Origin of the sequence: Leclercia sp. UBA5958 (assembly GCF_002430365.1) — a bacterium.
GTDB lineage: Bacteria > Pseudomonadota > Gammaproteobacteria > Enterobacterales > Enterobacteriaceae > Enterobacter > Enterobacter pneumoniae.
Genome location: NZ_DJCE01000008.1, coordinates 158599 through 172150, shown reverse-complemented (window position 1 = coordinate 172150; position 13552 = coordinate 158599). Strand labels below are relative to the sequence as shown.

General features: G+C 56.3%; 9 protein-coding genes. 6 read left to right on the top strand and 3 right to left on the bottom strand.

Going from position 1 to position 13552, the window contains the following annotated elements; all coding sequences use genetic code 11:
- Window position 1 precedes the first annotated feature (1 nt).
- Entirely contained in the window at window positions 2-1408 is a 1407-nt protein-coding gene (locus tag B2Q93_RS13935) for a YchO/YchP family invasin (RefSeq protein WP_046885189.1), read from the top strand.
- Here B2Q93_RS13935 and narL read toward each other — a convergent pair whose 3' ends face one another.
- Together narL and narX are read right to left on the bottom strand one after the other, a co-directional pair.
- Window positions 1409-2059, bottom strand: coding sequence for a two-component system response regulator NarL (narL, locus tag B2Q93_RS13930; protein WP_040075254.1), 651 nt, complete (start codon window positions 2057-2059; stop codon window positions 1409-1411).
- The gene (narX, locus tag B2Q93_RS13925) at window positions 2052-3848 is read right to left on the bottom strand and encodes a nitrate/nitrite two-component system sensor histidine kinase NarX (RefSeq protein WP_040075255.1); all 1797 of its coding nucleotides are present in this window, start codon (window positions 3846-3848) and stop codon (window positions 2052-2054) included. Before narX ends, narL begins: the two co-directional genes overlap by 8 nt.
- Window positions 3849-4156: 308 nt before the next feature.
- Here narX and B2Q93_RS13920 point away from each other — a divergent pair, with 308 nt between their 5' ends.
- From B2Q93_RS13920 to narI, 5 genes are all read left to right on the top strand, one after another.
- The gene (locus tag B2Q93_RS13920; protein WP_207291878.1) at window positions 4157-5554 is read left to right on the top strand and encodes a NarK family nitrate/nitrite MFS transporter; all 1398 of its coding nucleotides are present in this window, start codon (window positions 4157-4159) and stop codon (window positions 5552-5554) included.
- Between the two features lie 382 nt (window positions 5555-5936).
- Window positions 5937-9680, top strand: coding sequence for a nitrate reductase subunit alpha (locus B2Q93_RS13915; RefSeq protein WP_286933520.1), 3744 nt, complete (start codon window positions 5937-5939; stop codon window positions 9678-9680).
- Complete coding sequence (gene narH, locus B2Q93_RS13910; protein ID WP_286933518.1) at window positions 9677-11212, top strand: nitrate reductase subunit beta; 1536 nt, start codon at window positions 9677-9679, stop codon at window positions 11210-11212. The genes B2Q93_RS13915 and narH overlap by 4 nt, the downstream gene beginning before the upstream one ends.
- Window positions 11209-11919 carry a nitrate reductase molybdenum cofactor assembly chaperone gene (narJ, locus tag B2Q93_RS13905; RefSeq protein ID WP_046885193.1) on the top strand — a complete coding sequence of 237 codons (711 nt, stop codon included), beginning with the start codon at window positions 11209-11211 and terminating at the stop codon, window positions 11917-11919. The genes narH and narJ overlap by 4 nt, the downstream gene beginning before the upstream one ends.
- Entirely contained in the window at window positions 11919-12596 is a 678-nt protein-coding gene (narI, locus tag B2Q93_RS13900) for a respiratory nitrate reductase subunit gamma (protein WP_040075260.1), read from the top strand. The genes narJ and narI overlap by 1 nt, the downstream gene beginning before the upstream one ends.
- Here narI and B2Q93_RS13895 read toward each other — a convergent pair.
- On the bottom strand, window positions 12593-13489 hold the full coding sequence (locus B2Q93_RS13895) for a DMT family transporter (RefSeq protein ID WP_286933515.1): 897 nt from the start codon (window positions 13487-13489) through the stop codon (window positions 12593-12595). The genes narI and B2Q93_RS13895 overlap by 4 nt on opposite strands.
- Between the last annotated feature and the right edge of the window lie 63 nt (window positions 13490-13552).

The following is a 13552-nucleotide window of genomic DNA, read 5'->3' as shown; positions in this document are numbered from 1 at the left end:
AATGGCTGTGTTACCTCGCGTCAGAATCCTGATCCCGATCCTTCTTTCCCTCGCTGGAAGCGTTACTGCTGCGCCTAACACCTTCGTTGAACAGGCACAAAATCCTTTCGATAACAATAACGATGGCTTACCCGATCTCGGCCTCGCCCGTCCTACCGGTGAGGGCGAGAAACATCTGGCGGAGATGGCAAAAGCCTTTGGTGAAGCCAGCATGACCGATAACGGCCTGACAACCGAGGAGCAGGCCCGGCTGTTTGCCTTCGGCCAGGTGCGGGATGTGGTGAGCGAGCAGGTCAATCAGCAAATCGAATCCTGGCTTCAGCCCTGGGGCAACGCCAGCGTTGATCTGCTGGTAGATCAGGAGGGGAATTTCACCGGCAGCCACGGTAGCTGGTTTATTCCCTGGCAGGATAACAACCGTTTCCTGAGCTATAGCCAGATGGGTTTAACCCAGCAGGAGGACGGGCTGGTCGGTAATGCGGGGGTGGGGCAGCGTTGGATTGCCGGCAACTGGCTGGTGGGCTACAACACCTTCTATGACAACCTGCTGGATGAAAACCTGCAGCGTGCGGGCGTGGGGGCCGAGGCGTGGGGTGAATATTTGCGGCTTTCAGCCAACTACTATCATCCGCTGGCCAGCTGGCGCAACGCCACTGCGCTGGAGGAGCAGCGGATGGCACGGGGGTACGACGTGACCGCCAGAGCCTGGCTGCCGTTCTACCATCACCTCAATACCAGCGTCAGCTTCGAACAATATTTTGGCGATAACGTCGATCTGTTTCACAGCGGTACCGGCTACCATAATCCGCTGGCGGTGAACCTGGGGCTGGATTACACCCCCATCCCGCTGTTGACCTTTACCGCAGCCCATAAACAGGGCGAGAGCGGTGTCAGTCAGAACAACCTTGGGCTGAAGGTAAATTATCGCTTTGGCGTACCGCTAAAAAAACAGCTCTCGGCCAGCGAAGTCGCCGCGAGCCGATCGCTACGCGGCAGTCGCTACGATCCGGTTGAGCGCCAGAACCTGCCGGTGATGGAGTTTCGCCAGCGTAAGACGCTCTCCGTTTGGCTGGCTACACCCCCCTGGGATCTGAAACCGGGGGAGACGGTGATGCTCAAATTGCAAATCCGCAGTGCTCACGGCGTGCGTCAATTGCACTGGCAGGGAGATGCTCAGGCGCTGAGTCTGACCTCGCCGGCTAACGCGAATGACAGCGATGGCTGGAGCATCATTATGCCCGCCTGGGATGATAGCGAAGGGGCGAGTAACCGCTGGCGGTTGTCAGTGGTGGTGGAAGATGAAAAAGGGCAGCGTGTCTCCTCCAATGAGATCACGCTCGCGCTGACGGAACCGCTGCTGGCGGCGCCTGCAGATGACCCGCGCTGGAACTTGCTGCCGGAAGAGTGATTAGAAAATACGCTCCTGATGGACCCATACCGCCGCTTCAACGCGGGATTTCAGCTTCATCTTTTTCAGCATATGTTTTACATGCACTTTTACCGTGCTTTCGGTGATATCCAGACGACGAGCAATCATTTTGTTCGGCAACCCCTGGGCAATCAGCTTCAGGATATCGCGCTCACGTGGAGTCAACTGGCTGACATCACGATCCGAGGTGGCGCGGTTGGCGCGCAGGCTGGCGGCCAGCACCGGGGTGAGAGCCTCGCTTAGAACCATTTCACCGGCGGCGGCTTGCTGCAGCGCTTTGAGCAGATCTTCCGGCTCCATATCTTTCAGCAGATAACCATCCGCACCACGCTTGAGCGCGGTAACGACATCTTCTTCATGATTGGAGACGCTAAAGACCACCACGCGGCCTGAGAGCGAGCGTTCACGCAGCTTATCCAGCGTCTCCAGACCGTTCATCCCCGGCATGTTGAGATCGAGCAAGATCAGATCCGGGTCGAGGGCATCGGCAAGTTCAATACCCTGCTCGCCATTGCTGGCCTCACCGACCACCGTAATGTCCTGCGCCATGCTGATCAGTTGTTTCACGCCGGTGCGCAGCATCGGATGATCGTCGATTAACAGGATTGTGGCTGGCTCCTGGTTAGTCATCATGTTCTCCTTGAGAAGATAAATGGGGCTTTTCGGGAATAAAGGTCACCACCACTTCGGTACCGCCGGTGTCGACCCGACGTACCTGGCAATCCCCGCGCAGACTCTGCGCACGGTCTCGCATAATGATTAAACCGTAGTGGTTACTTCTTTCGGCATTTTCCGGCAGGCCGCAGCCGTTGTCGCGGACCCGGAGTCGAACCTGATTTTCATGTTGACTCACGGTCAGCGTCACCGCCGTGGCACCGGAATGTTTCAACGCATTGCTTAACGCTTCCCGGGCAATTTGCAGCAGATGGATCGCCTGATGGGAGGGGACAAAGCGCGGCGGCAACTGGTAATCGAGCTGCACCGGGAAACCGAGTCGGGCACTATACTCCTGGCAGCTGGCCTCCAGCGCCGGGCGCAGGCCTGGCTCAGTCAGCTGCAGGCGGAAGGTAGTGAGCAGCTCGCGAAGCTGTACCCAGGAGGTATTCAGTTCGTTGCGGATCTGGCTCAACAGCTGTTTGCTGCTCTCAGGCAGCCCCTCGTCCTGCATCTGCAGGCAGCTAACCTGCATCTTCATACAGGAGAGCGACTGGGCAATAGAGTCGTGCAGTTCGCGCGCAATGGTAGCGCGCTCTTCCATTACGATAAGCTGCTGCTGTTTTTCCTGATGTCGGTCGAGGGCCAGCGTAGCCGTCAGCTGCTCGACCAGCGTATCCACCAGTTGTTGCTGATCGTGGCTGAGATGGCGGCCAGCGGGCAGCGTCGCCAGTAAGATCCCGTACTGATAGAGGTTATCGGCCAGCCGCCACTTAAGCGGGGTGCCGCTGGTGGTCAGGGGAGGGAGATGTCGCGGGCAGAGATGACAGCCGATTTCATCGCAACTCATGTCCGACTGGCAGGTAAACTCCTGATGATTCTCTTCATCCTCAACGTCGTAGACGCGCAGTTCGATATCATGCAGCAAAGTCAGATTCTGTAACCCATTCAGTACCGGCGACAGACGTTCGCACAGCGGTACCCGGGAGTGCAGGCGGCGATTGGCCTGCCAGAGGAAAGAGAGGATCTCATTTTTTTGTTCAAGACCGGCGGTCTTTTCGCGTACCCGCTGTTCGAGCACCGCATAGCTCTCTGCCAGTTCAGCAGACATGGTATTCAGGGCATCGCCCAGCATCGCCATCTCGTTACGACCGCTAATATTCGCGCGACGAGTAAAGTCGCGCTCGGTGACGGCGCGCGCCATGGCCAGCAATTGCCGCCAGGGGTGCAGCAACTTTGCACGCAGCCAGATGATGGTAAAGACCAGCAGCAAACACATAAATACCGTCATCAGCCGGTGCAGGAATACCACCCGCTCAATGCGTTTTTCCGTACTCAGATCGATGGCGGTGACCAGAGCGTCGATGCGCCCGACAAAGGTCGCGACATCCCCGGCCACGCTGTCTGCGCTTTGCGCCTGCTTAAGTCCCGGTGCCAGTTGGCCGTGCCAGTAACCCTGCAGCGCCTGCAGCTGGGCTTGTTGCCCGTCGCGTTGTGCCGCTCTTTGCAGGTCTTTGCTGAAGGCCGTTTTCTCCATCTCGTCGAGTAGCGGTTGATCTTTCTCTTCGAGCGGTACGGCCGCCAGTAGCCGGTAGCTCTGCATCCGCAACGATCCGGCTTTGTTTATCGCATGCGCACTACCTTGCACGCCCTGTACCAGCCAGCCAGAGATCGCCATGCCGGTCACCCCTATAGCGGTAGACAGCAACACAATCAGCACCAGTTGATTAACCAGGGTGAGCGGCGAAAAACAGCGTTTAAACATAGGGCGGTGTGGCTCCTGACAATGCCTGGACTCGGAGGAGCCTTATTCTCGGGCATACCCTGGAGTATACCCATACCTCTAAAGGATTACCCACAAATTGCCATAGGTATGATGAATGGGAGGAGGCGCGAGGGCGGTATGAGCAGTAGCGTGAAAAACCACACCTTTTTAAGCGTTAAATACTACTCACTTCGAGTGATGTGGAAATTTTTAACAAATTTTCGCCCACTTTTCCTTTGATTTGCATCAACTTACCGCCAGCTTAAAACCCTAATGTTTGCAGCATCTTTTGATAATCAGAGGTGTCTATGAGTCACTCATCTGCCCCAGAGCGGGCAACAGGGGCTGTTATTACAGAATGGCGTCCGGAAGATCCGGCATTCTGGCAACAGCGCGGTCAACGTGTTGCAAGTCGTAATTTATGGATTTCCGTGCCTTGTCTGCTGCTGGCGTTCTGCGTCTGGATGCTGTTCAGTGCGGTAGCGGTTAACTTACCCAAAGTGGGTTTTAATTTTACCACCGATCAGCTCTTTATGTTGACGGCCTTACCATCATTGTCCGGGGCGCTGCTGCGCGTTCCTTATGCCTTTATGGTGCCCGTGTTTGGTGGCCGCCGCTGGACGGCGTTCAGTACCGGCATCATGATCATTCCTTGCGTGTGGCTGGGTTTTGCAGTGCAGGACACCTCTACGCCGTTTAGCGTCTTCGTCATCATCTCTCTGCTGTGCGGCTTTGCCGGCGCAAACTTCGCGTCCAGTATGGCGAATATCAGCTTCTTCTTCCCGAAAGCGAAGCAGGGGGGTGCGCTGGGCATTAACGGTGGACTGGGGAACATGGGGGTGAGCGTGATGCAGCTGCTTGCTCCGCTGGCTATTTCCATGTCCATCTTCGCTGTCTTCGGTGGAACCGGGGTTGAGCAACCGGATGGTTCCTCTCTGTACCTCGAAAATGCTGCCTGGATCTGGGTACCCTTCCTCGTGGTCTTTACTCTGGCGGCGTGGTTCTTTATGAACGATCTGTCAGCATCGAAGGCCTCTCTTAGCGAGCAGTTGCCGGTGCTGAAGCGCGCGCACCTGTGGGTGATGGCATTACTGTATCTGGCGACCTTCGGCTCCTTTATCGGTTTCTCTGCGGGTTTTGCCATGCTGTCAAAAACGCAGTTCCCGGAAGTCCAGATCCTGCACTTCGCCTTCTTTGGTCCGTTCATTGGTGCGCTGGCACGTTCTCTGGGCGGTATGGTATCTGACCGACTGGGCGGCACCCGCGTAACGCTGGTGAACTTTGTGGTGATGGCCATCTTCTGTGCGCTGCTGTTCATGACGCTGCCATCGCACGGGGAAGGGGGAAGCTTTATCGCCTTCTTCGGGGTATTTATGGTGCTGTTCCTGACCGCCGGGCTGGGAAGCGCTTCAACGTTCCAGATGATCTCAGTTATTTTCCGTAAGCTGACCATGGATCGCGTCAAAGCCCAGGGCGGCACTGAAGAGCAGGCGATGCGTGAAGCGGGTACCGACACCGCCGCGGCGCTGGGCTTTATCTCGGCGATTGGCGCGATTGGCGGCTTCTTTATCCCTAAAGCCTTTGGTATCTCCCTTGAGCTGACCGGCTCACCGGCCGGTGCCATGAAAATCTTCCTCGTTTTCTATATCGTCTGCGTCCTGGTGACCTGGCTGGTATATGGCCGTAATTCCAATAAAAATAAGTAATATTTGATTATCCGTTTGCGCGGCTCGATGCCGCGCTTTTTTTTAGCCGTAATTAGTTACAACATACTTAACGGTGTGGGCAGTCGGGTAGCCCATGCAGCAGTGTGATCGCCATCGTCTGACAGGGCTACCTACCCCTTAATACCTCCGGGCAGAAATGACCCCTTACATATTGTACGATAAATAAATAATATCCTTTAAAAACAGAGAATTAATCGATTTATTTTTATACCGCTTTGGTGGTATGGCTTCGTTTGTCCTTTGCTCCAGACCCCCTTCGCCTTGATCGTTATCAATTCTCACCATCTTTCATAGCGTTACCTTCGCGGCAAATCAGCAATGTCGATTTAGAGAGCCACAGGCTCCACACAGGAGATACCCGATGAGCAAATTTTTGGACCGGTTTCGCTACTTCAAACAGAAGGGCGAAACTTTTGCCGATGGGCACGGCCAGGTTCTGGAGACCAACCGGGACTGGGAAGACGGTTACCGTCAACGCTGGCAGCATGACAAAGTTGTGCGTTCTACCCACGGCGTAAACTGCACTGGCTCATGTAGCTGGAAAATTTTCGTTAAAAATGGTCTGGTGACGTGGGAAGTCCAGCAAACCGATTACCCGCGCACCCGCCCGGACCTGCCAAACCACGAGCCGCGCGGCTGCCCGCGTGGTGCCAGCTACTCCTGGTACCTCTACAGCGCTAACCGTCTGAAATACCCGCTGATGCGTAAACGCCTGATGAAAATGTGGCGTGAGGCGAAGGTTCAGCACAGCGATCCGGTTGATGCCTGGGCCTCTATTATTGAAGACGCTGACAAAGCGAAAAGCTTTAAACAGGCGCGTGGTCGCGGCGGGTTTGTTCGCTCTTCCTGGCAAGAGGTGAACGAGCTGATTGCCGCGTCTAACGTCTACACCGTGAAAACGTACGGTCCGGACCGCGTGGCTGGCTTCTCGCCGATCCCGGCGATGTCGATGGTCTCTTACGCCTCCGGCGCCCGCTACCTCTCCCTGATTGGCGGCACCTGCCTCAGCTTCTATGACTGGTACTGCGATTTACCGCCAGCGTCTCCGCAGACCTGGGGTGAGCAGACCGACGTGCCTGAATCGGCTGACTGGTATAACTCCAGCTACATCCTGGCATGGGGTTCTAACGTACCGCAGACCCGTACTCCGGATGCCCATTTCTTTACTGAAGTGCGTTACAAAGGCACCAAAACCGTTGCCATCACGCCGGACTACGCAGAAATCGCCAAACTGTGCGACCTGTGGCTGGCACCGAAGCAGGGTACCGATGCCGCGATGGCGCTGGCGATGGGCCACGTCATGCTGCGTGAGTTCCACCTCGATAAACCGAGCCAGTATTTCACCGACTACGTGCGTCGTTACACCGATTTCCCGATGCTGGTGATGCTTGAAGAGCGCGATGGCTACTATGCGGCAGGCCGCATGCTGCGCGCCGCCGATCTGGTAGATGCGCTTGGTCAGGAAAATAACCCGGAGTGGAAAACCGTTGCCTGTAACAGCAATGGTGAGCTGGTTGCACCTAACGGCTCTATCGGTTTCCGCTGGGGTGAGAAGGGTAAATGGAACCTGGAGCAGCGCGACGGCACCTCCGGCGAAGAAACCGAGCTGCGTCTCAGCATGCTGGGCAGCCAGGATGAGATCGCTGACGTTGGCTTCCCGTACTTTGGCGGCGACGGCACCGAACATTTCAATAAGGTTGAGCTGAACAACGTCCTGATGCACAAACTGCCGGTAAAACGCCTGCAGCTGGCAGATGGTTCAACTGCCCTGGTGACCACCGTTTACGACCTGACCATGGCCAACTATGGCCTGGAGCGCGGTCTGAACGATGAAAACTGCGCCACCGGCTATGAAGAAGTGAAAGCCTATACCCCGGCCTGGGCTGAACAGATCACCGGCGTACCAGCCGCGCAGATCACCCGCATTGCCCGCGAATTTGCGGAGAACGCCGATAAAACGCACGGCCGTTCAATGATTATCGTCGGTGCGGGTCTGAACCACTGGTACCACCTCGATATGAACTATCGCGGTCTGATCAACATGCTGGTCTTCTGTGGCTGTGTCGGTCAGAGCGGCGGCGGCTGGGCACACTATGTTGGCCAGGAAAAACTGCGTCCGCAGACCGGCTGGCAGCCGCTGGCGTTTGCCCTCGACTGGCAGCGTCCGGCTCGTCATATGAACAGCACCTCCTATTTCTATAACCACTCCAGCCAGTGGCGTTACGAGACGGTCACCGCGCAGGAACTGCTGTCGCCAACGGCGGATAAATCCCGCTACAGCGGCCACCTGATCGACTTCAACGTGCGCGCTGAGCGTATGGGCTGGCTGCCGTCTGCGCCACAGCTGGGTACCAACCCGCTGCGTATCGCAGACGAGGCGAAGAAAGCGGGTATGTCACCGGTGGATTACACCGTCAAATCCCTGAAAGAGGGCGCTATCCGCTTTGCGGCGGAGCAACCTGAAAACGGTAAAAACCACCCGCGTAACCTGTTTATCTGGCGCTCTAACCTGCTGGGCTCTTCCGGTAAAGGTCACGAGTTCATGCTGAAATATCTGCTCGGTACCGACCACGGTATCCAGGGCAAAGATCTCGGCAAGCAGGGCGGCGTGAAGCCTGAAGAGGTTGAATGGAAAGATAACGGTCTGGACGGCAAGCTGGATCTGGTGGTGACTCTGGACTTCCGTCTGTCGAGCACCTGCCTGTACTCCGATATCGTTCTGCCAACCGCGACCTGGTACGAAAAAGACGACATGAATACTTCGGATATGCATCCGTTTATTCATCCGCTGTCTGCCGCCGTTGACCCGGCATGGGAATCGAAAAGCGACTGGGAAATCTACAAAGGCATCGCGAAGAAATTCTCCGAAGTGTGCGTGGGTCATCTGGGTAAAGAGACCGACGTGGTTACGCTGCCAATCCAGCATGACTCTGCTGCCGAACTGGCGCAGCCGCTGGACGTGAAGGACTGGAAAAAAGGCGAGTGTGACCTGATCCCGGGCGTCACCGCGCCGCACATCATTCCGGTGGAACGTGACTACCCGGCAACTTACGAGCGCTTTACCTCTATCGGCCCGCTGATGGAGAAAATCGGTAACGGCGGGAAAGGGATTGCCTGGAATACCCAGAGTGAAATGGACCTGCTGCGTAAGCTCAATTACACCAAAGCAGAGGGCCCGGCCAAAGGCCAGCCAATGCTCAACACCGCGATCGATGCCGCAGAGATGATCCTGACGCTGGCACCGGAAACGAACGGTCAGGTGGCAGTGAAGGCCTGGGCTGCGCTCAGCGAGTTCACCGGTCGTGACCACACTCACCTGGCGCTGAATAAAGAAGACGAGAAAATCCGCTTCCGCGATATTCAGGCCCAGCCGCGTAAAATCATCTCCAGCCCGACCTGGTCAGGCCTGGAAGATGAGCATGTTTCTTACAACGCGGGTTACACCAACGTTCACGAGCTGATCCCATGGCGCACCCTGACCGGACGTCAGTCCCTCTATCAGGATCACCAGTGGATGCGCGACTTCGGTGAAAGCCTGCTGGTTTACCGTCCACCAATCGACACCCGTTCGGTAAAAGCGGTGATGGGTGAGAAGTCCAACGGCAACCCTGAGAAAGCGCTTAACTTCCTGACGCCGCACCAGAAATGGGGTATCCACTCCACCTACAGCGACAACCTGCTGATGCTGACGCTGGGTCGTGGTGGGCCAATTGTCTGGATGAGCGAGGCGGATGCGAAGGATCTGGGCATTAAAGATAACGACTGGATCGAAGTGTTCAACAGCAACGGTTCATTAACCGCCCGTGCGGTAGTGAGCCAGCGTGTACCGGCAGGTATGACCATGATGTACCACGCGCAGGAACGTATCGTGAACATTCCTGGCTCAGAAATTACCGAGCAGCGCGGCGGTATCCATAACTCCGTCACCCGTATTACGCCGAAGCCAACCCACATGATCGGCGGCTATGCGCAGCTGGCCTACGGCTTTAACTACTACGGCACGGTAGGGTCTAACCGCGATGAGTTCGTGGTGGTTCGTAAGATGAAGAATATTAACTGGTTAGATGGCGAAGGTAATGACCAGGTACAGGAGAGCGTAAAATGAAAATTCGTTCACAAGTCGGCATGGTGCTGAATCTGGATAAATGCATCGGCTGTCATACCTGCTCAGTCACCTGTAAAAACGTCTGGACCAGCCGTGAAGGTACGGAATATGCCTGGTTTAACAACGTTGAAACCAAGCCGGGCACCGGGTTCCCGACCAACTGGGAAGACCAGGAAAAATATAAGGGCGGCTGGATCCGCAAAATCAACGGCAAAATTCAGCCGCGCATGGGTAACCGTGCCATGCTGCTGGGTAAAATCTTCGCAAACCCGCATCTGCCGGGCATCGACGATTACTACGAGCCGTTTGATTTTGACTATCAGAACCTGCATAACGCCGCAGAAGGTAAGCACCAGCCGATTGCGCGCCCTCGCTCCCTGATCACCGGACAGCGCATGAATAAGATCGAGAAAGGCCCGAACTGGGAAGACGATCTGGGCGGTGAGTTCGAGAAGCTGTCGAAAGACAAAAACTTCGAGAACATGCAGAAGGCGATGTACGGCGAGTTTGAAAACACCTTCATGATGTACCTGCCGCGTCTGTGCGAACACTGCCTGAACCCGGCATGTGTGGCGACCTGTCCGAGCGGTGCTATCTACAAGCGTGAAGAGGACGGCATCGTACTGATTGACCAGGACAAGTGCCGCGGCTGGCGTATGTGTATCACCGGTTGCCCGTACAAGAAAATCTACTTCAACTGGAAGAGCGGTAAATCCGAGAAGTGCATCTTCTGCTATCCGCGTATCGAAGCCGGTATGCCGACGGTCTGCTCCGAAAGCTGCGTGGGCCGTATCCGTTACCTCGGCGTGCTGCTGTACGACGCGGACGCGATTGAAACCGCAGCCAGCACCGAAAACGAAAAAGATCTGTATCAGCGCCAGCTGGATGTGTTCCTCGATCCGAACGATCCGAAAGTGATTGCGCAGGCGCTGAAAGATGGCGTACCGCAGAGCGTGATCGACGCGGCGCAGCAATCGCCGGTGTACAAAATGGCGATGGACTGGAAGCTGGCGCTGCCGCTGCATCCGGAATACCGCACGTTGCCGATGGTCTGGTATGTGCCGCCTCTGTCTCCGATTCAGTCTGCGGCTGACGCAGGTGAACTGGGCAGCAATGGCATTCTGCCGGACGTAGAAAGCCTGCGTATCCCGGTTCAGTATCTGGCGAACCTGCTCACCGCAGGGGATACCCAGCCGGTCCTGCTGGCGCTGAAACGTATGCTGGCAATGCGTCACTTCAAGCGTACTGAAACCGTGGACGGTGTGATTGATACCCGTGCCCTGGAAGAGGTAGGTCTGACGGAAGCGCAGGCGCAGGAGATGTACCGCTATCTGGCGATTGCGAACTACGAAGACCGTTTCGTGGTGCCGAGCAGCCACCGTGAGCAGGCGCGCGAAGCCTTCCCGGAAAAAAGCGGATGTGGTTTTACCTTTGGTGATGGTTGCCACGGGTCTGACACCAAATTCAACCTGTTTAACAGCCGCCGCATCGATGCCATGGATGTGACCAGCAAAACGGAGCCGCACCAATGATTGAACTCGTCATTGTTTCGCGTCTGCTCGAGTACCCGGATGCTGCGCTTGCGCAGCATCAACAGGAACTCTTCGATGCACTCGCGTCATCTGAAAACCTGGATAAAGCCGATGCCCAGAAGCTGGGCGTGTTCCTGCGCGATCTGCTTGCGCGCGATCTGCTTGATGCGCAGGCAGACTACAGCCAGCTGTTCGACCGTGGCCGCGCAACCTCGCTGCTGCTGTTCGAACACGTACACGGTGAATCCCGCGACCGCGGTCAGGCGATGGTGGATCTGATGGCGCAGTATGAGCAGCATGGCCTGCAGCTCGACAGCCGTGAGCTGCCGGATCATCTGCCGCTCTATCTGGAGTATCTGGCGCAGCTGCCGAAAGAAGAGGCGCTGGGCGGTTTGCAGGATATCGCGCCGATTCTGGCATTGCTGAACGCGCGTCTGCAACAGCGTGAAAGTGCGTATGCCGTTCTGTTCGAACTGCTGGTGAAACTGGCAAAAGCGGCAATCGACAGTGAAAAAGTGGCGGAAAAAATCGCGGACGAAGCCCGCGATGATACCCCACAGGCGCTGGATGCCGTCTGGGAAGAGGAGCAGGTGAAATTCTTTGCTGACCAGAGTTGCGGCGAGTCTGAAATCTCGGCTCACCAGCGTCGTTTTGCCGGAGCCGTTGCCCCGCAATATTTGAATATCTCTAACGGAGGACAGCAATAATGCACTTCCTGAATATGTTCTTCTTTGACATCTACCCGTACATTGCGGGCACCGTATTCCTGGTGGGAAGCTGGCTGCGTTATGACTATGGCCAGTATAGCTGGCGTGCGGCCTCCAGCCAGATGCTGGACCGCAAGGGGATGAACCTGGCCTCTAACCTGTTCCACATCGGGATCCTGGGGATTTTCGCCGGTCACTTCCTGGGGATGCTAACGCCGCACTGGATGTATGAAGCCTGGTTGCCGATCGAAGTGAAACAGAAAATGGCGATGCTGGCAGGCGGCGCCTGCGGGGTGATGACCCTGGTGGGGGGCTTATTACTGCTGAAACGCCGTCTGTTTAGCCCACGCGTGCGTGCGACGACTACCGGCGCGGATATTCTGATCCTTACCCTGCTGATGGTGCAGTGTGCGCTCGGCCTGCTGACCATTCCGTTCTCTGCGCAGCATATGGACGGCAGTGAGATGATGAAGCTCGTGGGTTGGGCCCAATCCGTGGTGACCTTCCACGGCGGGGCCTCTGAGCATCTGGACGGCGTGGCCTTTGTCTTCCGCGTGCACCTGGTGCTGGGGATGACGCTGTTTGTGCTGTTCCCGTTCTCACGTTTGGTGCACATCTGGAGCGCGCCGGTAGAGTACCTGACGCGCAGATACCAGCTGGTACGTGCCCGTCGCTAATCCACCGTTTTGATATCAACCCCGCACTCGCGGGGTTTTTTTTCGCCCCAGCCCAGATTGTTACCCGCCGCCGCAAACAGTATCAGTGCGCCGCCCGCCAGCTGTGTCAGATTCAGTGAGTGACCAAACACCAGGTTATCGACCAGGATAGCCACTACCGGATAGATAAAAGAGAGTGAGCCGGTGATGGGCGTTGGTAGTTTCTGAATCGCGCTGTAGAGCAACTGGTACATGATGCCGGTATGGACGATCCCAAGGGTGAGCAAAATGGGCCACGGGAAATCGCCCGAAAACGTAGGCATATGCGTCATCGGCAACAGCATCACCACGCCCACCAGTACCTGAATAAAGGCAATATGTTGCGGCGTGACGGAGGAGAGCTTACGGGTAATGATTGCTGTAAGCGCATAGAAAAAAGCCGCGCCGAGCGCCAGCCCGATGCCCGTAAGCCATTCTGCGTTATGGCCACCGGTAAGTTCACTGGAGAGCAAAATCACCACGCCCGTAAAAGCGAGCAGCAGCCACCCCCATTTCACCAGACTGACGCGTTCTCCTAAAAACATCCCCATCATCACCAGCATGAAAGGCTGAGTGTTATAGACCACGGTCGACAGGCCTATCGAGATGCGCGTATAGGCCGCGAAAAGAAGTAACCAGTTCACCACCAGGGCGATCCCGCCGATAACTGCCAGCGCCAGTGCAGCGCGGGTGAGGGTGCTGAACGGTTTATTGCCGATCCGAATAAAAGCCAGCAGCGTCACGGCGCCGATCGCGCAGCGCCAGAAAACGACGTCCGTCACCGGCAGACCAGAAAGAAGAACAAACGCGCCAATTGAGCCTGAAATGAGCATCGCCAGACCCATCTGCCAGACGCCTTTATGAATATCTTGCATCGCACACCTCCTGATTGAGGCTCTATTGTCGAAAAAGTCTGATATGTTTTACAGAGAGGAAAT